The organism is Sediminicoccus sp. KRV36, from assembly GCF_023243115.1.
Lineage (GTDB): Bacteria > Pseudomonadota > Alphaproteobacteria > Acetobacterales > Acetobacteraceae > Roseococcus.
This window is the reverse complement of the sequence record NZ_CP085081.1, coordinates 3,200,444-3,222,237: the sequence shown is the minus strand read 5'-3', so window position 1 is coordinate 3,222,237 and position 21,794 is coordinate 3,200,444. Positions and strand designations below refer to the sequence as shown.

21 protein-coding genes are annotated in these 21,794 nt (G+C 67.7%); 10 read left to right on the top strand and 11 right to left on the bottom strand.

From position 1 onward, the window contains the following. Positions 1 to 7: 7 nt before the first annotated feature. Both LHU95_RS15245 and LHU95_RS15240 read right to left on the bottom strand, forming a co-directional pair. On the bottom strand, positions 8 to 496 hold the full coding sequence (locus LHU95_RS15245; RefSeq protein ID WP_248707813.1) for a heme-binding protein: 489 nt from the start codon (positions 494 to 496) through the stop codon (positions 8 to 10). A gap of 20 nt (positions 497 to 516) precedes the next feature. Continuing rightward, complete coding sequence (locus tag LHU95_RS15240) at positions 517 to 870, bottom strand: transcriptional regulator (RefSeq protein WP_248707812.1); 354 nt, start codon at positions 868 to 870, stop codon at positions 517 to 519. 176 nt (positions 871 to 1,046) lie between these two features. On the opposite strand from LHU95_RS15240, the gene LHU95_RS15235 reads away from it, so the two are divergent. The 8 genes from LHU95_RS15235 to LHU95_RS15200 all read left to right on the top strand — a co-directional run bounded on the left by LHU95_RS15235 (position 1,047) and on the right by LHU95_RS15200 (position 7,887). After that, positions 1,047 to 1,340: a c-type cytochrome gene (locus LHU95_RS15235; protein WP_248707811.1), complete on the top strand. Its 294-nt coding sequence runs from the start codon at positions 1,047 to 1,049 to the stop codon at positions 1,338 to 1,340. Between the two features lie 15 nt (positions 1,341 to 1,355). Then, positions 1,356 to 2,639: an NAD(P)/FAD-dependent oxidoreductase gene (locus LHU95_RS15230; RefSeq protein ID WP_248707810.1), complete on the top strand. Its 1,284-nt coding sequence runs from the start codon at positions 1,356 to 1,358 to the stop codon at positions 2,637 to 2,639. Between the two features lie 33 nt (positions 2,640 to 2,672). Then, positions 2,673 to 3,950 (top strand): sulfite dehydrogenase, encoded by a 1,278-nt coding sequence (gene soxC / locus LHU95_RS15225; RefSeq protein ID WP_248707809.1) that lies wholly within the window; start codon positions 2,673 to 2,675, stop codon positions 3,948 to 3,950. Next, complete coding sequence (locus LHU95_RS15220) at positions 3,931 to 4,713, top strand: cytochrome c (protein ID WP_248707808.1); 783 nt, start codon at positions 3,931 to 3,933, stop codon at positions 4,711 to 4,713. Before soxC ends, LHU95_RS15220 begins: the two co-directional genes overlap by 20 nt. Positions 4,714 to 4,731: 18 nt before the next feature. Next, positions 4,732 to 5,190: a DsrE family protein gene (locus tag LHU95_RS15215; RefSeq protein WP_248707807.1), complete on the top strand. Its 459-nt coding sequence runs from the start codon at positions 4,732 to 4,734 to the stop codon at positions 5,188 to 5,190. A gap of 404 nt (positions 5,191 to 5,594) precedes the next feature. Next, complete coding sequence (locus LHU95_RS15210) at positions 5,595 to 5,909, top strand: cytochrome c (protein WP_248707806.1); 315 nt, start codon at positions 5,595 to 5,597, stop codon at positions 5,907 to 5,909. Beyond that, a complete protein-coding gene (locus LHU95_RS15205; protein WP_248707805.1) occupies positions 5,906 to 6,466 on the top strand; it encodes a glutathione S-transferase N-terminal domain-containing protein in 561 nt (186 codons plus the stop codon). The genes LHU95_RS15210 and LHU95_RS15205 overlap by 4 nt, the downstream gene beginning before the upstream one ends. A 2-nt stretch (positions 6,467 to 6,468) precedes the next feature. Beyond that, on the top strand, positions 6,469 to 7,887 hold the full coding sequence (locus LHU95_RS15200; RefSeq protein ID WP_248707804.1) for a M20 family metallopeptidase: 1,419 nt from the start codon (positions 6,469 to 6,471) through the stop codon (positions 7,885 to 7,887). 175 nt (positions 7,888 to 8,062) lie between these two features. Here the strand turns inward: LHU95_RS15200 and LHU95_RS15195 are convergent, their stop codons facing one another. The 9 genes from LHU95_RS15195 to recG all read right to left on the bottom strand — a co-directional run bounded on the left by LHU95_RS15195 (position 8,063) and on the right by recG (position 17,743). Then, entirely contained in the window at positions 8,063 to 8,695 is a 633-nt protein-coding gene (locus tag LHU95_RS15195) for a histidine phosphatase family protein (RefSeq protein ID WP_248707803.1), read from the bottom strand. Positions 8,696 to 8,699: 4 nt separating this feature from the next. After that, a complete protein-coding gene (locus LHU95_RS15190; RefSeq protein ID WP_248707802.1) occupies positions 8,700 to 9,476 on the bottom strand; it encodes a TorF family putative porin in 777 nt (258 codons plus the stop codon). Positions 9,477 to 9,495: 19 nt separating this feature from the next. Then, positions 9,496 to 10,479 (bottom strand): tripartite tricarboxylate transporter substrate binding protein, encoded by a 984-nt coding sequence (locus tag LHU95_RS15185; RefSeq protein WP_248707801.1) that lies wholly within the window; start codon positions 10,477 to 10,479, stop codon positions 9,496 to 9,498. Positions 10,480 to 10,516: 37 nt separating this feature from the next. Beyond that, positions 10,517 to 10,957, bottom strand: a complete 441-nt coding sequence (locus LHU95_RS15180) for an NUDIX hydrolase (protein WP_248707800.1) — start codon at positions 10,955 to 10,957, stop codon at positions 10,517 to 10,519. Beyond that, positions 10,957 to 11,967 carry a DUF4340 domain-containing protein gene (locus tag LHU95_RS15175; RefSeq protein WP_248707799.1) on the bottom strand — a complete coding sequence of 337 codons (1,011 nt, stop codon included), beginning with the start codon at positions 11,965 to 11,967 and terminating at the stop codon, positions 10,957 to 10,959. Before LHU95_RS15175 ends, LHU95_RS15180 begins: the two co-directional genes overlap by 1 nt. Before the next feature lie 76 nt (positions 11,968 to 12,043). After that, complete coding sequence (locus tag LHU95_RS15170) at positions 12,044 to 13,963, bottom strand: Gldg family protein (protein WP_248707798.1); 1,920 nt, start codon at positions 13,961 to 13,963, stop codon at positions 12,044 to 12,046. Between the two features lie 4 nt (positions 13,964 to 13,967). Next, complete coding sequence (locus LHU95_RS15165) at positions 13,968 to 14,699, bottom strand: ABC transporter permease subunit (RefSeq protein ID WP_248707797.1); 732 nt, start codon at positions 14,697 to 14,699, stop codon at positions 13,968 to 13,970. 172 nt (positions 14,700 to 14,871) lie between these two features. Beyond that, positions 14,872 to 15,597: an ABC transporter ATP-binding protein gene (locus LHU95_RS15160; RefSeq protein ID WP_248707796.1), complete on the bottom strand. Its 726-nt coding sequence runs from the start codon at positions 15,595 to 15,597 to the stop codon at positions 14,872 to 14,874. A 55-nt stretch (positions 15,598 to 15,652) separates the two neighbouring features. Then, complete coding sequence (recG, locus tag LHU95_RS15155) at positions 15,653 to 17,743, bottom strand: ATP-dependent DNA helicase RecG (protein WP_248707795.1); 2,091 nt, start codon at positions 17,741 to 17,743, stop codon at positions 15,653 to 15,655. A gap of 10 nt (positions 17,744 to 17,753) precedes the next feature. On the opposite strand from recG, the gene LHU95_RS15150 reads away from it, so the two are divergent. Together LHU95_RS15150 and mfd are read left to right on the top strand one after the other, a co-directional pair. Continuing rightward, positions 17,754 to 18,068 carry a succinate dehydrogenase assembly factor 2 gene (locus LHU95_RS15150; RefSeq protein ID WP_248707794.1) on the top strand — a complete coding sequence of 105 codons (315 nt, stop codon included), beginning with the start codon at positions 17,754 to 17,756 and terminating at the stop codon, positions 18,066 to 18,068. Beyond that, positions 18,065 to 21,748 carry a transcription-repair coupling factor gene (mfd, locus tag LHU95_RS15145; protein ID WP_248707793.1) on the top strand — a complete coding sequence of 1,228 codons (3,684 nt, stop codon included), beginning with the start codon at positions 18,065 to 18,067 and terminating at the stop codon, positions 21,746 to 21,748. Before LHU95_RS15150 ends, mfd begins: the two co-directional genes overlap by 4 nt. The last annotated feature ends 46 nt before the right edge of the window (positions 21,749 to 21,794 follow it).

Here is a 21,794-nt window from a genome sequence, read left to right as displayed (position 1 = left end):
GCCGCCATTACATCAGCAGGCGGTCCTCGATGGCGGCGATGCCCACGCGTGCGCAGGCGTCATCCTCGGCGCCACCCGGCGCGCCCGAAATCCCGATGCCACCGACGATCGCGCCCGCAGATTCCACCGGCACGCCGCCGCCCAGGAAGATGTAGCCCGGCAGATGCCGGATTGCGCTGTTCAACTGCCCAGCCTGCGTCGCCGCCGACATGGCTTCGGTCGAAGTACGGAAGGAGACGGCGGTGCGCGCCTTGGCCTGCGCTGTCTCGGGCGTATGCGCCCCAGCGAGTGAATCCCGCAGCACCACCTGTGTCACGCCAAAGCGATCCACCACGGCGACGGCCACCTGAAAGCCGCGATCGCTGCACGACTTCAGCGCGGCCTGCGCCAATTCGAGTGCCAAGGGCGGCGCCATGATGCGGAAGGGGATGAAATCATTGGCGGCGAGTGGTGTCGCCGCCAGCAGGCCAGCGAGCACGAGGGGTGTTCTTGTCATGGTCATTCCTCCCTAGGTTGTCACGGCAATCGGGCGAGCAGCGCTTCCGCCTGCTGCCAGAAGAAGTGATCGGCCTGATAGCCGATCATGCGGCCCAGCTCGCGCCCGCCACGGACCAGCACGAAGGTCGGCGTGAAGCGCCAATTACTGACGAAGCGGAGGTCCTCGGGCAGCCCGGCCGCGACATCCACACGGCGCAACGGCGCCCGTTGACCGAGGTTTGAAAGGTTCCAGGAATTCTCGCCCACCTCACGCAGCCAACGGCGGCACCAGGGGCAGTCATGGCGTTCCAGCATCAGCAGGTTTGCGCCCGTCTCGGCCCGCGCGGGAGTTGCCGCGATGAGGCCGATGAACAGGCCGCGACGGCCCAACATCGTGATACCGGCCCGGTCACGGGACACAGCAACCACCGCCGGAATGGCGTCTCCAACCATGCGCTTCGCTTCCCTGGCCCATGGCGCATTTTCGTATGGACGGCGCGCATCGGCGTATATTAGTATTGTCTTAATTATACGGCCAAACAAGGCTGATCTGGAGAGGAAATCGCATCATGTCGCTGCGAATTGCGTGCGCCTTCGTTCTTCTTGGCATGGGGCCAGGGCTGGCCCAGGTGCCGGATGCGGTTCTGCTCGCCGGCGCCTGCCAGGGCTGCCACGGGGCGGCTGGCCAAGGCTTTCACGGCATTCCCCAGATCAAGGACGCCCATTCCCGCGCGGATTTCGTGGCGATGATGCAGGCATTTCGTGCCAATCAGCGCGAAGCGACGGTGATGGGGCGCATCGCCCGGGGCTACAGCGAGGCGGAGATCACGGCACTCGCCGTGCTCTACGCGCGCGCGCAGTAAGGGGGGAGGGGGATCATGCAGCTTTCCCGCCGCGCACTTCTCGCAGCCACGCCGCTTCTGGCGGCGCCGCGCCTGGCTTCCGCCCAGGCTGGAACAGGTCGCATTGTCATCATTGGCGGTGGCTTTGGTGGCGCCTCCGCCGCGCGCTTCGCGCGGGACAACTTCCCCGGCCTGGACGTCACGCTGATCGAACGCAGCCGCCGCTTCACCACCTGCCCCTATGGCAATCTCGTTCTCGCTGGCCGGCGTGATCTTGCCAGCATCACCTTCGGCTATGAGCGCCTCGCTGCGCGCGGCGTGCGCGTGGTGCATCAGAGCGTCACCGCGGTGGATGCCGCGCGCAAGCGCGTGCGCCTCGCCGACAATGCCGAGGTGCCGTATGACCGGCTGATCATGTCCCCTGGCATTGACCTGCGCTGGGGCGCGATCGAGGGCTATGACGAGGCCGCCAGCGCGCGCATGCCGCATGGCTGGGTTCCCGCCTTGCAGCCGATCACGGTGCTGCGGCAGCAGCTGGAAGCCATGCCCGATGGCGGCGTTTTCCTCATGACCATCCCTGATAATCCCTTCCGCTGTCCGCCTGGCCCTTATGAGCGGATCAGCATGGTCGCCGACTATCTCAAGCGCGCGAAGCCGCGCAGCAAGATCATCGCGCTGGATGCCAAGAACGGCTTCTCCAAGCAGCCCCTGTTCCAGGACGCCTGGGAGGAGCTTTACCCCGGCATGGTCGAATGGCGCGGCGCCTCAAATGACGGGCGCGTGATGCGCGTGAACCCTGGGGGCATGGAGGTCGAGACCGAATTCGGCGAGAAGGTGAAAGGCGCTGTCATCAACGTCATCCCGCCGCAGATGGCAGCGGGCATCGCGCGTGAAGCGGGGCTTGCCAATGCGTCCGGCTGGTGCCCGGTGAAGCCCGTGACCTTCGAGAGCGCGCAGGTCCCCGACATTCATGTGCTGGGCGATGCTACGATCGCGGCACCCATGCCCAAATCCGGCTTCGCAGCATCCTCGCATGCCAAGCAGGCCGTGGCCTGCATCGCCGCGTCGCTAGCCGGGCGCCCGCCGCCGCCGGCTAGCTATTTCAACACCTGCTACAGCCATGTGGGCGCCGATTACGGGATCTCGATCGTCGGCGTGTTTCGCGGAACGCCGGAGCGCCTGGTGGAGGTCGAAGGCTCGGGCGGCATCAGCCCACGCAACGCGACGCTGGCGCCCGCGCGCCGCGCTGAGCATCGCCGTCTGGAAGCGCTCTACGCCGATGGCTGGTACGAAAGCATCACCGATGAAATGTTCGGCTGAAAGACGCGCGGGAACGGCGCCGGGAGGCGAGGCATGACCAAGAATCAGCGCGGCAATTCCGCGTCGCGGCGAGGCTTCCTGCGCGGGGCCGGGGCGGCGGCTGGCCTCGCGGCGCCGGGTGGCATCGTGCTCGCTGCGGGCAACCCTGAGAACCAGCCGCCCAACCTGCCCGAATGGGGCCGCCACCTGGGGCCGGGCGTCATCGAGGAACCCTATGGCGCGCGCAGCCGGCATGAGACGGCCGTACGCCGCTACGTCCCGTGGCTGACGCCGGACCGCGTCTCCTCCGTGTCGTTCACGCCGCTGGCCGAGATGCATGGCATCATCACGCCCTCCGGCCTCCATTTCGAGCGGCATCACGGGGGCGTGCCCGATGTTGATCCGGTGGATTGGCGGCTGATGATCCATGGCATGGTGGAGCGGCCGCTGGTCTTCACGTTGGAAGACCTCAAGCGCATGCCCAGTGTCTCGCGCATCCACTTCCTCGAATGCCCGGCCAATGGCGGCATGGAGTGGCGCGGCGCGCAGATGTCCGGCGTGCAGTTCACGCACGGCATGCTCGCCTGCTCGGAATGGACGGGCGTGCCGCTGAAGCATCTGCTCGCGCAATGCGGGATCAGGGACGGCGCCTCCTGGCTGCTGGCGGAAGGCGGCGATGCAAGCCACCTCGCGCGCTCCATCCCCATCGCCAAGGCACTGGATGATGCCATCGTCGCCTTCGGCCAGAATGGCGAGGCGGTGCGCCCGCAGCAGGGCTATCCGGTGCGCCTCGTCGTGCCGGGCTGGGAGGGCAATGTCTGGGTGAAATGGCTGCGCCGTATCGAGGTGGGGGACCGCCCCTGGTTCACCCGCTGGGAGACGCGCGGCTACACCGATCTCATGGCGAATGGCACGGCGCGGCAGTTCACCTTCGTCAACGAGGTGAACAGCGTCATCACGCAGCCCTGCCCGGAAAAGCCGCTGAGCGGGCGGCCGGGCTTTGTCGAGATTTCCGGCCTCGCCTGGTCCGGGGCGGGCCGCGTCACGCGGGTGGATGTCTCCGTGGATGGCGGCGACACCTGGCGCACCGCCGCCCTGGAGGGGCCGGCCTTGCCCAAGGCGGTGACGCGCTTCCGGATTCCGTGGGAGTGGCGGGAGGGCCAGCGCGCCTATCTGCAAAGCCGCGCGATGGACGAGACTGGCCGCGTGCAGCCCAACATTGCCGAATTGCGGCGCGTGCGCGGTGTTGAGAGCATTTACCACAAGAACAGCATCCACACCTGGCTGGTTGAGCCCGATGGAGGCGTCGTGAATGTCCAGATCGATGCGTAGGGCGTTCCTCGTCGGCGTGCCGCTGCTGGCTATGGCGGCCATCGCCGTCGCTCAGCAGGCGGCCCCGCCCAATGCCGCGCCGGACCTTATGGCCATCTACCGCCCATTTCCCGCCCCGCCCGGGCCGCATACCCGCGCTGATATCGCCTGGCCCGCGCCGCGCCTGGCCGCCGGCGCGCTCCCTGCCGCCATCCCCGGCATTGGCCGCGCCGCCACGGTCCAGGAAGTGGCCGGCTGGAGCATCGCCGTGCGTGGTGACGGCCAGGGCCTGCCGCCGGGGCGTGGCACGGCGAAGGATGGCGAGGAGTTGTTCCAGCAGCACTGCGCCTCCTGCCACGGTGATTTCGGTGAGGGGCTGGACCGCTGGCCGGCGCTGATGGGCGGGCGCGGCTCCCTCACCACCGACCAGCCCAGGCGCACCGTCGGCTCCTACTGGCAGCATGCACCATCGGTCTTCGACTATGTGCGCCGCGCCATGCCCTATGCGGCGCCGCAGAGCCTGACGAATGACGATTACTACGCGCTGACCGCCTATATCCTCTCGATCAATGAGCTGGTCGCGGAGGATGCGGTGATGGACCGTGAAAGCCTGCCGCGCGTCGAAATGCCCAACCGCAACGGCTTCGTGCTGGAAGCCCGCCCGGATACTGGCAACGACACCTGCATGACAGGCTGCCGGCAGGGCCGCGCGGTGAGCGTGACGATGGACAGCCGCCAATTCACCCCACCGGGCTCTGGCTCCGGCACGTCGGAGCCGCAATAGCACAACAGGGAGGCCAGGATGACCAAGCGAATGGGACGGCGCGGCGGCATGGCGGCCCTGGCCGCGATGGGGGCTGCGACACCGGCACTGGCCCAAGCCCCGGCCGGCAAGGAGAAAGTCCTGTACCACCTGAACCAGCCGGGTGGGGAGGAGTTCGCCTATTACCGGCAATTCCTGGTCAATCTCCGCAATCACCTGAGCGTGCTGACGCCGGGCCAATATGATCTGCGCGTGGTCATGCACGGGGCAGGGCTTAATCTCCTACGCATCGCCGCTCGGCAAAACCCGCAGATCGCAGCGAGCATTGACGAGATGAAGCTCGCTGGCGTGCGCTTCGAGGTGTGCCGGATCACGCTGCGCAGCAACAACATCCGGCTGGATGAGCTGTACGATGCGGGGGAGGAGGATCTTGTGCCAAGTGGCGTCGGTCAGCTGGGACGTCTGCAACACCAGGGCTTTGCCTATATCAAGATTTAGCGTGGTGGCGGCGAGGAGAGCCCCGGTGAAGCCTGGCGCAGCCCTCCCGCTGCACGGGTTTCGCCGGGAAGAGAGATGGCGGCGCTCACCCGCCGCGGCTTGATCGCCCCTTTAGCCATGGTGATCGGCCGCGTGCCATGAGGTGGGCCGGCCCGGCCCTGTCGGGCGCGCTATGCCCGGTCGGGATCCTGTTCTCAGACTGACCACAACAGGGGCCGCGGCCGCTTCTTCGCGCCCTGGTGCCGTGGGCACCGCGCTGGGTTCCGATCTGTGCGCCATCAGCGCCTCTCGATCATCGTCCTGGCTGCCTCAGTCTTCGGTCACCTTCCAACTCATCCCCGCAAAAAGCCTTCATTGCCGGAAACCGCCGACACGCGCAGCATGACGCGCAGGAGGATCCTGCCATGCTGCGTTACCTGTTTGCCCTCGGGCTGCTTGCAAGTGCTGCCGGTGCCGCCGCGCAGGACCAGCCCATGGCGGGCGAAGGACTGCGCCTTGCCCGGCAGTGGTGCGCCAATTGCCACGTTGTCTCACGCGGCATGCCGCCACCCACCGGCGATGCGACACCCAGCTTTCCTGCCCTGGCCGCCATGTCCAGCACGACGGAGGCGGGCCTGCGTGTCTTCCTGCAAACGCCCCACGCCAATATGCCGGATTATCGCCTCAGCCAGAGGGAGCTGGATGCCGTGGTGGCCTACATCCTCTCGCTCGCGCGTTGATCCTCTATTTCGCGCCGGGCAGCCCCTTCGCCCGCATCCTGCGCATTCTGGGCCGCGAGCGTGGGGTACCGCTGACCGAGATCGAGACCCCGCTGCGCGACCCCGCCGCACCCCAACTGGCCCACAACCCGGCCGGCCGCGTGCCCGCGCTGCTGGATGGCAGCACGCTGATCTGCGAGACGCCGCTGATCCTCGCGTATCTGGGCTGGTTGCCGAGCGACCCCGCGGCGCTGTCCCGCCTCGGCCAGGCCTTGGCACTGACGGATGGAATCGCCGTCTGGAACCGCGATCTGCGGCGCCCCGTGCATGAGCGTTCGCCCGCCTTCCAGGCACTGGAGCGCAGCCGTGCCGGCCGGATCCTCGATGCGCTGCACCTGTCCGCGCATGACCCTTTCAGCGTGGAGGGAGTGGCACTTGCCTGTGCGCTGGGCTACTGCGACCGGCGCCACACCGTCTTCCCATGGCGTGAGGGCCGGGACACACTGGCCGCCTGGTACGCGGCGGCGATCAACCGCCCGGCCTTCGCCGAGACCACTCCTCCTCTTTCCGGAATTTGACCATGCAGAACAGCGAACCCGTCTGGCGCCATGTGGATGACAAGGCGCAACCCGCGATCGAACTCAGCGATCGCGTCTGGGGCATGCCGGAGCTGGCCTATAACGAGCATCGCTCGGCCGCCGAGCATACCGCTTATCTGAACGCCGAGGGCTTTCGCGTCACCGAACGCCTGGCCGGCATCCCGACCGCCATGATGGGCGAAGCCGGGGAGGGTGGGCCGGTGATCGCCATCCTCGGTGAATTCGACGCATTGCCGGCGCTGTCCAACGAGTCGGGTGTCACGACGCACAGCCCGGTGCCGGGCGATGGCAACGGCCATGCCTGCGGGCATAACCTGCTGGGCGCCGCCTCGCTCCTCGCGGCAACTGCGGTGAAGGACTATCTGGCCGCGAATGGGTTGAAGGGGCGCGTGCGCTATTACGGCTGCCCGGCTGAGGAGGGCGGTGCCGCCAAGGGCTTCATGGCGCGCGCGGGCCTGTTCGATGATGTGGACATCGCCATCTCCTGGCACCCGTCAGCCTTCGCCGGCGTGAATGAGCCGCTTTCGCTGGCCAATACCCGCATTGACTTCACCTTCCATGGCCGCGCCAGCCACGCCGCCGCCGCACCCCATCTGGGCCGCTCCGCGCTGGATGCCGTGGAGCTCATGTCGGTCGGGGTGAACTACCTGCGCGAGCATATCCCGCAGGAAAGCCGCATCCACTACGCCTATCTGGATGCCGGCGGTGTCGCGCCCAATGTGGTACAGGCCAAGGCGAAGGTCCGCTACCTGATCCGCGCCGCGAATGTGAAGGACCTGCAGCATCTGGTGACGCGCGTGCGCGCCATCGCCGATGGCGCGGCGCTGATGGCGGAATGCCGGGTGGAAACCCAGGTGATCTCGGCCGTGTCCAACCTGCTGGCCAATCCGCCGCTGGAAAAGCTGATGCAGGAAAGCCTGGACCGCCTCGGCCCGCCGCCCTTCGATGCCGAGGACCGCAAGCGCGCCGCCGAATTCCAGGCGACGCTGTCGGAGGCCGATATCGCCTCCGCCTTCCGTAAGGTGGGACTCCCGCCGACTGACGCGCCGCTGGCCGACAGCATCGTGCCGCTGGACAGCAAGCGCGCGCCGATGATCGGCAGCACGGATGTGGGCGACGTCTCCTGGGTGGTGCCGACGGTGCAGGCGCGGGGGGCGACGCATGCCATCGGCACGCAGTTGCATTCCTGGCAGGCGACCGCCCAGGGCAAGCTGCCGCATGCGCACAAGGGCATGGTGCATGTGGCCAAGGTGATGGCCGGCACGGCGGTGGATGCGCTGCTGAAGCCGGAGATCATTGCGGCGGCCAAGGCGGATCACGCGGTGCGGGCGGGCGGGCCCTATGTGAGCCCGCTGCCGGCGGATGCGGTGCCGCCGATCGGGATGTCGCTCGCGGTTTGACGCCGAAGGAGGCTGGGGGCCGTGGCGGTCCCCGGTCCCTTGCTGGGGGCGCCGCGGCGGATTCTTCCCCTGCGGGAACGCCGACCGCACCGGAAGGAAGGCAGCCCCGCGCCAGCTGATGGGATATTCGCGGAGGAGCTTCGAGATCCTGCCCCCTCGGGGTGGGGGCATCGGCTCAACAGCCGTGAAAGCCGCCGCCTGGCAGGGGGGCGAATTCCGCAACTCCCAGCACGCGCATGACCCCCGGCTGGATTACCAGCGCGGCGCCTTCGGGAAAGGCCCGCCCTGCGACCGGATCGCCGAAAATCATGATCGCTGGCGTGCGATGGCCCACGAGTACCCGGTTCACCCCGGGCGATACGGGCGCCGTAAAGAGGCGCCGGTGCTCCGCCAGCACCCAGTCCAAACGGGCGCCTGAGAAATCATCCGCCAGCAGGCTCTCCGTCACGCGTACCCGGGCGGGCCCCCAGGCTTCTTCGGCCGTGTCGCGCGCGCGGTAGACCGGGCCGGCGAGCACCGGGAATTCCACGGGAATGCCAAGCTCGGCCATGCGCTGGGCGATGCGGCGCGATTGCTCCCGGCCGCGTGGCGCGATGTTGCGCTGGCCGGCTCGGTCACCCAGGCGGAAGCTGCGATCACACGGCTCGCCCTGGGTGTCGGCATGGCGGAAAAACAGGACCAGCCCGCCAGCTCGCAGCGGCTCCAGCAGGCCGGAGGCTTCAATCCCGACGGGCGCCAGCCGCTGCGCCATCGCGGGCGAGGCGAGCGTGAGGCCCAGGATGCAGCGCCGGGTGAGCCTCAGCCCCATGCCGTCAAAACTTGAAGGCAATGCTGCCGATCACCCGCGCGGCGCAGGTGTCCTGCTGCACGCCCTGGCCGCTGAGACAGCCAGGCCGGTGGATGCTGGTGTCGAAATAGCCGAGGCTGGCGGTGATGGTGCCGAGATTCTCGATCTCGAAATCACGGCTGAGCGCGATACCCCACCAGGTGTAGTCGGGCGTGCCGAAGCGCGGGTTCTTCTCGATGAACTGGTAGCCGAGCCGCGCGCCGAGCGTCAGGCCCCAGAAGCCGGTCGTCCAATCGGCGCCCGATTCCAGATAGACGCCAAGCCCTGTCGCATCGAAGTAATTGGGCGAGACATTGATCGAGCCCATGAGCCGCACCGGCCCCCATTGGCGCGCGAGCCGGAGATAGGCCTCGCCGAAATCCACCGCGTCGCTGGCACGGCCGGCGGAATAGCCGGGGTAGAAGGTGCCAATGCCGCCGATATCGAAATCAACCCCGGACCAGCTGAAGCGATACCCGGCGAAGACATCCACCTCCTGGCGCGCATCGGTATAGGCGAAGCGGACATTGCCGATGAAGCCGCCGAGATAGAGGCCGCTCTCATGCTGCAACTCGGCCGTCACCTGATATGCCATGCGTGAGCGAGTCTGGCTGAGCCCGCGTGAGACATAGTCGCTCCCGTAGGTGGCCGTTCCCGTGATGGTGAAGCCGGTCTCTCCGATGGGGATCTGCGCCTGTGCCGGGGCGGCAAGCCAGAGGATCGGCAGGGCAGCAAGGCGCAGGCGGCGCGTCGGGTCGCTCATGGACGGAAGTTTGGCCTGCCTATTCCAGCCGGGCGCCGGAGACCTGCACCAGCCTCTGCCAAACCGGCGTCTCCCGGTCCACCAACGCCGTCAATTCGGCCGGCGTCTGGCTCACCACGGTCCCAAATCCCAGCGGCTTCAGGCGCTCCATGAATTCCGGCACCACGCTGATGGTCTTCACCGCATTGTGGATGCGCGTGATGTGTTCGGCCGGCGTGCCACCCGGTGCCATGATGGCGTTCCAGGTCACTACATTGTGCTGAGCCAGGCCCAGATCGGCGAAATCCGCCATGCCCGGCACTTGCGGCAGAAGGGGCAGGCGCTGTGCCGAACTCACCGCGAAGGCCAGCACGCGGCCCGAGGCGACATGCGGCATCAGCGCGGGCATCACGTCGAACATCATGTCGATCGTGCCTGACAGCATGTCCGTGATGGCAGGGCCACCACCACGATAGGGCACATGCAGGATCTTGGCGCCAGAGGCTGCATTCACCGCCTCGATGTTGATGTGGCTGGTGGTGCCGGTGCCGCTGCTGCCCATCTTGACCTGATCGGGGAAGCGCTTGCTCCAGGCCACGAGCGAGCGAAAATCCGTCCAGCCATTGCGGCGCGCGGATTCCGCATTGACCACGCAAAGCAGGGCACCATCGGTGATCTGCGTGACGGGCGTGAAATCGGTGCGTGGGTTGAAGGGCAGTCGGTTGGTCATGAAGGGGAAGGCGCACAGGATCGCAACACCCAGCAGCCCGACCATGGTGCCGTCCTTGTCGCCCTTGGCGAGCGCATCGGCGCCGATCATTCCGCCAGCACCGCCACGATTTTCAACCACGACGCCAGTGCCCAGCGCAGGTGGCAGGCGCTCTGCCAGGATGCGGCCGAGCAAATCCACGGCGCCGCCGGGTGGAAAGGGAACAATGATGCGCAGCGGACGTGACTGGGCCAGGGCCGGGGTGGCCAAAGGCAGGGCGGCTGCGCCGAGAAGCACGCTGCGTCGCATCGTCATGGATTTCGTCTCCGGGTCTGTGGCGGCAGCTTGCGGCTCAGAGTGCTGCTTCTGCAAGCCGTTTGCGGGACAGGGCGATCACCGCCTCGGCTTCGCGTGTCAGGGCATATTTCTGCAGATCCTCCGGGCGCGCCCAGGCGGTGGCGCTGACATCATCCCCGGCCACCGCCTCGCCCGCGATCCATTCGGCGCAGTAATCCACGATAGTGTAGTGGTAGCGCACGGCGCCCGCGTCATCATGCGTGACGGAATCGATCACATCGGCCAGCAACAGCGGGCCGACGGTCACGCCGGTTTCCTCCAGCAATTCGCGCCGCGCCGCGGCTTGCGCGCCCTCGCCCAGATGCTGCGCACCACCAGGAAGTGACCAGGAGCCCAGGCGTGGCGGCTTGCCGCGCTGCACCAGCAGCACCTCCTCGCCGCGGAAAACGATGACGCCGATGCCGATCCAGGGGCGGTCCGGATATTCGCGACTCATCACGTGACCGCAAGGTCTTCGACGCGCGGGATCATTGCCTTTTCCTTCCAGAGGCCGAGCTGAAAGGCCCAGCCCTGGAAGCGAGCCTGGAGCTGCTGCGCCTCCTCGCCGCCCGCGGCGCTGAGGCGCACCCAGAACAATTCGCCCTCGCGGCTGGGCCGGGCGGTGATGGTCACGTCATCCGTGTAGTGGAAGCGCGTTTCGCCCAGGGCCTCCCCCACGGCCTCGCTGGCCGAGTCCGTGGCTGGACGCACCTCCACGAAGGTCAGCATGTCAAAAGCGCGGCCCACTTCATCCAGCGCGACCCGGTCGGCGACGGGCGCATCCTCGGGCGTGATGATGTCGAGTGGCGCATCAACCTCTCCCGCTCGGGCCAGAACGAGCGGCGGCGCACCGTTGCGGGCGATCTCGACGCGGCGCAGGCGGGCCGGGGCCAAATTCGCGATGTCGCGGTTGATCCAGAGCGAGGGGTCGGCATCGGCGCCAATGCGCCCTTCGGCCAACCAGGCGCGGCTTTCGCCGGGCCGCCGGACATAGACGCTCTCCGGCAGATTGCCCTGGGTGCGAACACGCCGGCGGCCGAGGATAAGCTCGGCCAGCACCCCGCCTGTCGCATTGAGCACCCGCAGGAGAGCGGCCGTGCTGCCCGCCGCCAGAGGATCCTCGACACCAAGGCGCGACCATTGCCCGGGTTCGCCGCTGCGTTCTTCCATCAGCCGCAACTCCGTGAGGCCGGTGAGCATCTCGCGGATGCGCTCAGCCCGGGCAGGGTAGCCTTGGCTTTCCGCGATGCCCCAACTCTCCCCGTCACGGATCAGTGTGGTGGATTGCGCGCCGCGTTTGATCTCGATTCGAGCGGCCCCGGTGAGCCGCGCGGCAAGGCCAGGGAAGGCGAGGGTGCCCGTGGCAATCTGGCCCTGGCTTTCCCCTTCCGGCCGCAGCAGGAATGCTCCGCCCAGGCTGGCCGCCGCCGCGCCGGCCAGCAGTGCCAAGCTTCGCTTGCCGATCATGCGTGTGCCCTCATGATGCCCTTCACGCGCGCGCCCTCGCGTTGCTTCATCACGCGCGCGCCCTCGCGTTGCTTCATCACGCGCGCGCCCTCGCGCGACGCCGGCTGCGCAGCACGCCGAGCACCACGGCAAAGAGGGTCAATAGCACCGGCACCAGCGCGATGTTGAAGACGCGCAGCCAGGTTTCCAGCGTCTCGATGTCGCGCCGCAGCTCGAGCTGGACCGCGCGCAATTGCCGCCGTGTATTGGCGATTTCCTCGCGCGCACGGTCAATTTCCGCGCGCTGCTCGGCGGTGATGACGGTCTGGTTGGTGTTGCGCGCGCCCTCACCGCCAGTTCCCTGGCGCAACTCACGCAGGCGGCGCTCGGTGGCTTGCAGGCGTTCGGTCAGTTGTTGTTCGCTCTGGCGGAACTGGGCGTCGGCCTGCCGGCGGATATCTTCCACCAACTCGAAGGGGCGTTGGGATTCGCCGCGCGAACGCAGGCTGATCATCGCATCCGATCCGGCCAGCGTATCCGCCACATTCACCACAAAGCTGCCATTGCCCGAGAAGGGATTGGCGACCGGCTGGCCAAAGAATTCCTGCACACGGACCCAGAAGCGGTCCTCCAGGAGGTCCGTGTCATGCACGATCACGAGATTGGCGGCGCCCTCGCTGCGGGCCAGATGCGCCGGGAAATCGGCCGGGCGTTCCACGCCTTCGGCAGGGGCGGGCGCGCCCTCCTGGAAGGCGCTCCGCAGATTGCCGCGCACACGGGCGGCAATCACGCGGCGTTCTCCATCGGCGCGGAAATCCGCCAGGATGCGCGTGGGCGAGGGCTCGCTGCGCACCCGCGCCGCATCCACCAGCATGGATTGTGCGGAGCTGGTCAGCAGCGGGATGAACTCGATCCCTGCATTGGGCCGTGGCCGCAGATAACCCGAGGAGGCGACGGTGACCTGCTCGATCAGCGCCGTTGCCACTTCCTGGCGGTTCACACTGTCGCCCTGAAGGTTGAACCAGGCGATGTAGTCCACCGCCTGCACACGTTCCGTGGGCGCCGCGCGCACGCGCCAGGCGCCGCGCAGATCCAGCACCACACGATCGGCCGGCGCCTCGATGCCCCAGGCTTCCAGCAGGCGCGGCAGGATGGAGGCGGTGTTGGTGGGCGGCCTGCCGCCGGGGCCCGGGCGCGCCGCCTGCATCTCGCTATGCGGGTCGATCATCAGGAACAGCTTGCCGCCACGCATGACGAACTGGTCGACGGCATATTGCGCCGCCTCCGGCAGGTCCTGCGGGTGGGCGAGCAGCAGGATCCGCACCTCGGGCGGGATGACCTGCACGTCAAAGGCGATGTCCTGCACGGTGAAATTCTCGCGCAGCTGACGCATTACCACCTGGGGCTGCGCCAGGGCCGGCTGGCGCATCATCATGGCGCGCGGATCGCCATTCAGCGGCAGGGGCGACATGACGCCGAGGACGGGCTTGGCGGGGCTGGACAGTTCGAAGATGAGGCGCGTCAGATCGGCTTCCAGGAAGCGTTCACGCTCGGGCTGGAAGAAGGGGATATTGCGTTCTTCATCCACCTGGTTGCTGGCGGCCAGGCCGAAATAGACCTGCTCGCCGGCCTGATCGAGCGGCACGCCCTGCATGCCCAGCGCCACGGCACGGTCCTCGACTTCGGAGAACGGCTCGGGGTCGAAGATTTCCAGGCGCAGCTTGCCACGCGATGTGGCGACATATTCCCGCAGCATCTCCCGCACGCGCTCGGCATAGGCGCCGAATTGCGGCGCCTCGGCACCGAGTTTGCGGGAATAGAAAAAGCGCAGCGTGATCGGATCCTGCAACCCGCCCAGCACCTGCCGCGTGCCGGGGGAGAGGGTGTAGAGCTGGTTTTCCGTCAGATCCGCGCGTGCGGCGCCGAGCAGGCGGTCCGCCAGCATATTCACGCCGACAGCCAGCATGAATGCGGCCACCACGCCGAGCAGGGAAAAGGTGAGGCGGGAATTCCGCATGGCCTCAATCCGCCTTCTTGTGTTCAAGGATGACGGCATTCACGAAAAGCCAGAAGCCGATGAAGCTCGCGAAGAAGATGAAATCCTTGGCGGAGATGACGCCTCGGGTGAAGCCGTTGATGCGTTCACCCACACTGACCCCGCGGGCGATCTCGGCAAGGATGGGCAGCCTGGATGACAGGAACTCCGTCACCACCGGAGAGCCCGCGGCGGCAAAGACGAAACAGCCCGCGACGGCAAGCACGAAGGCGATGACCTGGTTCCGCGTGAGGGCCGAAATCGCGGCACCGATGGCCAGATAGGCGCCCGCGACCAGCAGGCAGCCGAGATAGCCGGTCAGGATCACGCCATTATCCGGCTCGCCCAGGACGTTCACGGTGATGACGAGGGGGAAGGTCAAGGCCAGCGCCACCGCGCAGAACGCCCAGGCGGCAAGGAATTTCCCGATCACCGCCTGGCCCGCCGTGATGGGCAGCGTCAGCAGCAGTTCAATCGTGCCCAGGCGCCGTTCCTCGGCCCAGAGACGCATGGTGAGGGCCGGGACGAGGAACAGGAACAGCCAGGGGATGAAGCCGAAAAATGGCAGCAGATCAGCCTGGCCACGCCCGAAGAACCCACCGAGCGTGAAGGTCAGCGCCCCCGAGAGCACCAGGAAGATCACGATGAACACGGTGGCGACGGGCGTTGCGAAATAGGCCGCGAACTCGCGCCTGGCGACCGTCAGGGCGGCGTTCATGCGGCCTCCGATCGCTGGAGGGCCTTGGCCCGGAGGCGTGAATCGGTGGCAGGAGAGCAGTTGGCCTCCGATCGCTGGAGGGCCTTGGCCCGGAGGCGTGAATCGGTGGCAGGAGAGCAGTTGGCCTCCGATCGCTGGAGGGCCTTGGCCCGGAGGCGTGAATCGGCGGCGTTCATGGGGCTTCTCCCAGGGTGAGGCTGCGGAACACCTCCTCCATGCTGCGTCCGTCAGCGACCAGTGCGGCCGGCGTCGCGTCGGCCAGGACCCGGCCTCGGGCGATGACGATGGCCCGTGTGCAGACGGCCGAGACCTCCTCGAGGATATGGGTCGAGATGATGATCGCCTTCTCGGGCGCCATGGCACGGATCAACTCGCGCACCTCATGCTTCTGGTTGGGGTCGAGGCCATCGGTCGGCTCATCCAGCACCAGCACAGGGGGAGAGTGCAGCAGCGCCTGGGCCAGGCCGACGCGGCGCTTGAACCCCTTGGAGAGGGTCTCGATGGGTTGCAGCCGCACCCCTTCGAGCTGCGTCAGCGCCATGGCGTGGTCCACGCGCGTGGCCCGCTCGGCGCCGGAGAAGCCGCGGATGCGGGCGCAGAAATCCAGGAAGTCGGTGACACTCATCTCCGGGTAGGTGGGCGCGCCCTCGGGCAGGAAGCCGAGCTGGCGCTTGGCTGCCACGGGGCGCTTCACCACATCCTCGCCGCAGATTCGGGCGGTGCCGGCGCTGGGCAGCATGAAGCCCGCCAGCATGCGCATGGTGGTGGATTTGCCAGCCCCATTGGGCCCGAGGAAGCCCACCACTTCGCCGCGCGCTACGGCAAAGCTCACGTCATTCACGGCGGTGAAGCCGCCGAAGCTTTTGGTCAGGCCTTCGATTTCGATCAGGGCAGTCACCCGATGGTCTCCCGGTTCGGCAGGCCGATTTAAAAAACTGGGCAAGGAATTCAAGTCACCCGGCCGCCAGGAGCGCCACGGCGCCCTCCTTGTCAAACAGCCGCAGAAGTTGCCGCGCCGCAACCCCGCGCGGCGATGTCAGGTGCGGATCACGGGTCAGCAGAACCTCGGCATCCCCGGCTGCCATCTCGATCAGCGCGTTCTGGCGCGTGGCGGCGCGGCTGGCGGCGGCCTCATCCTCGCCGCGCAGGCCCAGCCGAAACTGGGCCTGGCCCGCCTGGCGGGTCCCCAGCGCCTCACCCCCCCCGCGCAGGCGCAGATCCTCCTCGGCGATGACAAAGCCATCCTCCGTGTCGCGCAGGATGAGCAGTCGCTCGCGCTCGCGCTCGGAGAGCTGCTCGGAATGCACCAGGAGGCAGGAGGAGGGCTTGGACCCGCGCCCGACCCGGCCGCGCAGCTGGTGCAGGGCCGAGAGGCCAAAGCGCTCGGCCTGCTCGATCAGGATGATGGTGGCTTCGGGCACATCCACGCCCACCTCGATGACGGTGGTCGCCACCAGGATCTGCGTCCGGCCCGTCGCGAAATCCGCCAGGGCCTGTTCGCGCCGGTCCATCTCCAATTCGCCATGGGCGAGGCCGACGCGGCCCGGAAACAGCTCGGAGAGTTCGGCGAAGCGGGTCTCCGCCGCGATGCTGTCATCATGCTCACCGCCGGTGATGGCCCGCACCACCCAATAGGCGCGCTCACCCCGTTCCAGTGCCTGGCGCATGCGGGCGATGATTTCGGGCAGGCGCGCGCCGCTGGCGATGCGGGTTGCGATGGGTTGGCGGCCGGCCGGCTTGCCCGCAATGCGGCTGACCCGCATTTCGCCCCATTGCGTGAGTTGCAGCGTGCGCGGGATGGGGGTGGCGGTCATCACCAGCATATCCGCCAAGGCGCCCTTGCCGGCCAGCTCGAGGCGCTGGGCCACGCCGAAGCGATGCTGCTCATCTACCACGGCCAGGCCGAGGTCCCGGAACTCCACCCCCTGCTGGAACAGTGCGTGGGTGCCGATGGCAATCCTGATGGAGCCATCCGCGAAGCCCCGCAGCACCCGCCGGCGTTCTGGCCCCTTGACCGACCCGGCCAGCAGCGCCACCGGCACCGGGCAGAGCTTCTCCAGCGTGCGCAAATGCTGCCGCGCCAGGATTTCCGTGGGCGCCATGATGGCCGCCTGGGCGCCGGCTTCCACCGCCTGGAGCATGGCCAGTACCGCGACCAGCGTCTTGCCCGAGCCAACATCGCCTTGAAGCAGACGCAGCATGCGGTGCGGGGCGGAGAGATCGGCCGAAATTTCGGCCAGGGCCTTGGCCTGGTCCGGTGTGGGGGGATGGCCGAATCGGGCCAGGGCCTCGCCCCTCAGCGCGCCATCGCCGGCCAGTGGGCGGCCCGGGGCCTCACGGTTGCGCCGGCGCAGCAGGGCCAAGGCCAATTGCCCGGCCAGTGCCTCGTCATAGGCCAGGCGTTCCCATGGCTTCTGATCCGGGCGGGTTTGGGGCGTATGCAGGGCGCGCAGTGCCCCGGCAAAGCCGGGCCAGGATTCGCGCGCCAACAAGGGGGCATCCTGCCATTCTTCCATCTCCGGAAGGCGTTGCAGTGCCGCGACCATCGCCGGCGCGAGATGCCCGCGCTTCAACCCATCGGTCAGCGGCCAGATGGCTTCCAGGCTCGGCAGCGCTGCATCATCTGCCGCCACATCGGGGTTGATGCAGGACCAGCCATCGCCCTCAGGGCGAATACGGCCCGAAATCCAGCGCGCTTCCCCCTGCGGCAGCAGCCGCTCGATCCAGCCCAGGTTGGATTGCATGAAACGCAGGGTCACTTCCTCGGCGGTGCGCAACTCCACATAGCGGCGGCGGGTGGCGCGGCTGAGCGCCGTGCGACTGCTGATGGGCGTTACGCGCAGCACGGCGTCCTGATCGGCTGGCGCCAGGGAGGCATGCGTCACGCGCATTCGTGCCGCGATCCGGTCGGGCAGATGAAACAGCAGGTCCAGAATCCGCGGCCCGCCGCAGGCCTTGGCGATGAGGGCAGCACGCTTCGGCCCGACCCCCGGCAGGGTTTCGAGCGGTTCAAACAGGTTCGAGAGGCTGACACTCGGGTTCACAACCCCCTATATGCCTCGTGTGACGAGTCCTGACGAAGCCCCCGAGCTCTCCCATCGCCAGCGCCGGATGCTGTTCCGCGCGCTGCATCGCGGCACCAAGGAGTGCGACCTGATGTTCGGCGGCTTTGTGCGCCGGCATATCGCGAGCCTGACGGCTGCCGAACTGGACGAGCTGGATGCCATCATGGAATTGCCGGATGTGGATCTGGCCGATTGGCTCTCCGGCCGCCGTCCGATTCCCCTGGATGCGCGCGGCCCCCTGCTGGACCGGATCGCCGCCGAGAGTGCCGCGCCCGGCGCGGGCAAGCCGGATCATTTGAAGTGAATCCGTCCGATCGCGAAGCGGAGCGCAGCGTGAATCGGCCGGGCAGTGACGCGTCCGATCGCGAAGCGGAGCGCAGCGTGAATCGGCCGGGCGGTGACACGTCCGATCGCGAAGCGGAGCGCAGCGTGAATCGGCCGGGCGGTGACACGTCCGATCGCGAAGCGGAGCGCAGCGTGAATCGGCCGGGCGACGACGCGTCCGATCGCGGAGCGGAGCGCAGCGGCAAGCGGGGTGCTGCGCAGGGTCTCAACGTCTATGGCGCGCCTGAGGGCTATGACGCGCTTCTTCTCCGCCAGCGCCGCGCCGAGACGCAGGAACCCGTCCTGCATGTCTGCCGCGATGATGCCCGCATGGCCCGCATGGCCGATGCGCTGGCCTTCTTCATGCCCGAGGCGGAGATCCTGCGCCTGCCGGCCTGGGACTGCCTGCCCTATGACCGTGTCTCGCCCAACCCCGAGCTGATCGCCGAACGCGTGGCCACATTGGCCGAACTCACCGCGCCACCGACGCGTCCGCGCATCGTGCTGACCACGGTGAATGCGCTGATCCAGCGCGTGCCGCCGCGCACCGCCTTCGCCGATTCGGCGCTGCTGCTGCGCAAGGGCGGGCGCACCAGCATCGAGCGGATCACGGCCTTCCTGGAAACCAATGGCTACAACCGCACCGGCACCGTCATGGAGCCGGGTGAATACGCCGTGCGCGGCGGCATCCTGGACCTCTTCCCCTCGGGCGAGGCGGAGCCGCTCCGCCTCGATCTCTTCGGCGATGAGATCGAGAGCATCCGCAGGCTGGATACCGGCACGCAGCGCAGCGGCGCCCATGTCGAACGGCTGACCCTGCGTCCGGTGGGCGAGGTGTTCCTGGACCCTGCCTCGATCGAGCGTTTCCGCTCCGCCTATCGGGAGTTGTTTGGCAATGCGGCAGCGGAAGACCCGCTGTATGCCGCCATCAGCGCAGGACGCCGCCACCCGGGCATGGAGCATTGGGCCGGGCTGTTCCACGCGACGATGGAAACGCTGCTCGACTATCTGCCCGGGGCTTCCGTGAGCCTCGATTCCCAGGCCGAGGAAGCGCTTTCGGCCAGGCTGGAGATGATCCAGGACCACTATGAAGCCCGGCGCATTCCCGCCCGTATCAGCGAGGGCGAAGTGCCGTATCGCCCGGCGCCCCCGGGCCGCCTCTACCTCGACCGCGCCGGCTGGGGGGCCATGTTGGCCCAGGGCCGGCAATTCAACTTCTCGCCCTTCCACAAGCCTGAGGGCGCCGAGGGGTTTGACGCCGGCGGCCGGGCTGGGCGGCTTTTCACCGAAATCCGCCAGGCTGGGGAAAACCTGTTCTCCGCCTATGCCGCCCACGCCGAGACTGAGCGCGGGCGCGGCCGGCAGCCCATGCTGGCCGCCTGGACGCGGGGCTCCCGCGAGCGCCTGGTGGCCCTGCTGCGCGAGAATCGCGTGGCGGCCGAGCCAGTGGACGATTTCTACCAGTTCCAGCGGCTGTCACCCGGTGTGGTCGGCGTTGGAATTCTGGGCCTGGAGCGAGGCTTCACCGCCGAAAAACTCTCGATCACCGCCGAGCAGGATCTGCTGGGCGAGCGCATCGCGCGCCCAGCCCGCCGCAAAAAGCGCGCCGATCAATTCATCGCGGATGCCACGCAAATCGAAGTGGGCGATCTTCTGGTCCATCAGGACCACGGCATTGGCCGCTATGATGGGCTGGCCACCATCGAAGTGAGCGGTGCGCCGCATGATTGCCTGCGCATGATCTATGATGGCAATGACAAGCTGTTTGTCCCGGTCGAGAACATCGAGATCCTGTCCCGCTTTGGCAGCGAGACGGGCGGTGTCGCGCTCGACAAGCTGGGCGGTGCGTCCTGGCAGGCGCGCAAATCCAAGGCCAAGCAGCGCATCGCCGATATGGCGGGCGCGCTGATCCGCATCGCCGCGGAACGCCAGACGCGCGAGGCGCCGATGATGGCCCCGCCCGAGGGCGCCTGGGACGAATTCTGCGCGCGCTTCCCCTACATCGAAACCGATGATCAGGCCCGCGCCATCGCCGACGTGCTGGAGGATCTGGCCGCGGGCAAGCCCATGGACCGGCTGATCTGCGGCGATGTCGGCTTCGGCAAGACGGAGGTGGCGCTGCGCGCCGCCTTCACCGTCGCCATGTCCGGCAGCCAGGTGGCGGTGGTGGTGCCGACGACGCTGCTGGCGCGCCAGCATCATCGCGTGTTTTCGGCGCGCTTTGGGGGCCTGCCGGTGAAGGTGGCGCAGCTCTCGCGCATGGTGACGGCCAAGGATGCGGCGGCGGTAAAGGCGGGCCTGGCGGATGGCTCGGTGGATATCGTGGTCGGCACGCATGCGCTGCTGGGCAAGACCATCGGCTTTGACAATCTCGCCCTCGTCATCGTGGATGAGGAGCAGCATTTCGGCGTGAAGCACAAGGAACGGCTGAAGGAACTCGAAGCCGGCGTGCATGTGCTGACCCTGACCGCAACGCCCATTCCGCGCACCCTGCAACTGGCGCTTTCAGGCGTGCGGGAGATGAGCGTGATCGCGACGCCGCCAGTGGACCGGTTGGCGGTGCGCACCTTCATCATGCCCTGGGACAGCCTGGTGCTGCGTGAGGCGGTGCAACGCGAGCGCTTCCGCGGCGGCCAGATCTTCGTGGTGGTGCCGCGCATCGAGGACATGGCCAAGATGGCCGAGCGCCTCACCGAAGTCGCCCCCGAGGCGCGGGTGGTGCAGGCGCATGGCCGCCTGGCGCCGACCGAACTCGAGCAGGTGATGACCGAATTCGGCGATGGCAAATACGATATCCTGCTGGCCACCAATATCGTGGAATCCGGCCTCGACATGCCTGCGGTCAACACGCTGATCATCCACCGGGCCGACATGTTCGGCCTGGGTCAGCTCTATCAGCTGCGCGGGCGCGTGGGACGCGGCAAGCAGCGGGGCTATGCCTATCTCACCTGGCCGCCGCATCACCGGCTTTCCCCCACCTCTCAGAAGCGGCTGGAGGTGATGCAGACGCTGGATAATCTCGGCGCCGGCTTCACGCTGGCAAGCCATGATCTGGACATCCGTGGCGCCGGCAATCTGCTGGGCGAGGAGCAATCCGGCCAGATCCGCGAGGTCGGCATCGAGCTCTATCAGGAAATGCTGGAAGAGGCGGTGGCCGATCTGCGCGCCGGCGCCAAGCGCTCACGCGAGGCGGACGGGAAATTCACGCCGCAGATCAACCTCGGCCTGCCCGTGCTCATCCCCGAGACCTATGTGCAGGAACTGCCCGTGCGCCTGGGGCTCTATCGCCGTATCGGCGCGCTGGAGACGGATGCCGAGGTGGAGGCGATCGCCGCCGAATTCGCCGACCGCTTCGGGCCAATCCCCGTGGAGGTCGAGAATTTGCTGCAGGTGGTGGGCCTCAAGCTGCAATGCCGGGCTGCGGGGGTGGAGAAGGTGGATGCCGGGCCGAAGGGCGTGGTGATCGCCTTCCACAAGAACCGCTTCGCCAATCCGGCCGGGCTGGTCGCCTGGGTCTCGGCGCAGAAGGGGCTGGTGTCACTCCGGCCGGACCACAAGCTGGCCTTGCTGCGGGAATTGCCCTTCGACGCACGGGTGAAGGCAGCGCGCGGCTTGGTGGCCAATCTGGTGCGCGTGGTGGAGCAAGCAAAGGCAGCGTGACGATTTTGCGGGAATTCCCGGATCAGCAGCGCTAGCCTCCGCCCGG

Excerpts from the sequence above, each read along its gene's own strand:
- LHU95_RS15210 (WP_248707806.1), top strand. The coding sequence starts at position 5,595 with ATGCTGCGTTACCTGTTTGCCCTCGGGCTGCTTGCAAGTGCTGCCGGT.
- LHU95_RS15175 (WP_248707799.1), bottom strand. The coding sequence starts at position 11,967 with ATGATCGGCAAGCGAAGCTTGGCACTGCTGGCCGGCGCGGCGGCGGCC.
- LHU95_RS15190 (WP_248707802.1), bottom strand. The coding sequence starts at position 9,476 with ATGAGCGACCCGACGCGCCGCCTGCGCCTTGCTGCCCTGCCGATCCTC.
- soxC (WP_248707809.1), top strand. The coding sequence starts at position 2,673 with ATGACCAAGAATCAGCGCGGCAATTCCGCGTCGCGGCGAGGCTTCCTG.
- LHU95_RS15180 (WP_248707800.1), bottom strand. The coding sequence starts at position 10,957 with ATGAGTCGCGAATATCCGGACCGCCCCTGGATCGGCATCGGCGTCATC.
- LHU95_RS15200 (WP_248707804.1), top strand. The coding sequence starts at position 6,469 with ATGCAGAACAGCGAACCCGTCTGGCGCCATGTGGATGACAAGGCGCAA.
- LHU95_RS15185 (WP_248707801.1), bottom strand. The coding sequence starts at position 10,479 with ATGACGATGCGACGCAGCGTGCTTCTCGGCGCAGCCGCCCTGCCTTTG.
- LHU95_RS15215 (WP_248707807.1), top strand. The coding sequence starts at position 4,732 with ATGACCAAGCGAATGGGACGGCGCGGCGGCATGGCGGCCCTGGCCGCG.
- LHU95_RS15245 (WP_248707813.1), bottom strand. The coding sequence starts at position 496 with ATGACAAGAACACCCCTCGTGCTCGCTGGCCTGCTGGCGGCGACACCA.
- LHU95_RS15235 (WP_248707811.1), top strand. The coding sequence starts at position 1,047 with ATGTCGCTGCGAATTGCGTGCGCCTTCGTTCTTCTTGGCATGGGGCCA.
- LHU95_RS15240 (WP_248707812.1), bottom strand. The coding sequence starts at position 870 with ATGTTGGGCCGTCGCGGCCTGTTCATCGGCCTCATCGCGGCAACTCCC.
- LHU95_RS15220 (WP_248707808.1), top strand. The coding sequence starts at position 3,931 with ATGTCCAGATCGATGCGTAGGGCGTTCCTCGTCGGCGTGCCGCTGCTG.
- LHU95_RS15165 (WP_248707797.1), bottom strand. The coding sequence starts at position 14,699 with ATGAACGCCGCCCTGACGGTCGCCAGGCGCGAGTTCGCGGCCTATTTC.
- LHU95_RS15195 (WP_248707803.1), bottom strand. The coding sequence starts at position 8,695 with ATGGGGCTGAGGCTCACCCGGCGCTGCATCCTGGGCCTCACGCTCGCC.
- LHU95_RS15230 (WP_248707810.1), top strand. The coding sequence starts at position 1,356 with ATGCAGCTTTCCCGCCGCGCACTTCTCGCAGCCACGCCGCTTCTGGCG.
- LHU95_RS15150 (WP_248707794.1), top strand. The coding sequence starts at position 17,754 with ATGCCTCGTGTGACGAGTCCTGACGAAGCCCCCGAGCTCTCCCATCGC.
- LHU95_RS15170 (WP_248707798.1), bottom strand. The coding sequence starts at position 13,963 with ATGCGGAATTCCCGCCTCACCTTTTCCCTGCTCGGCGTGGTGGCCGCA.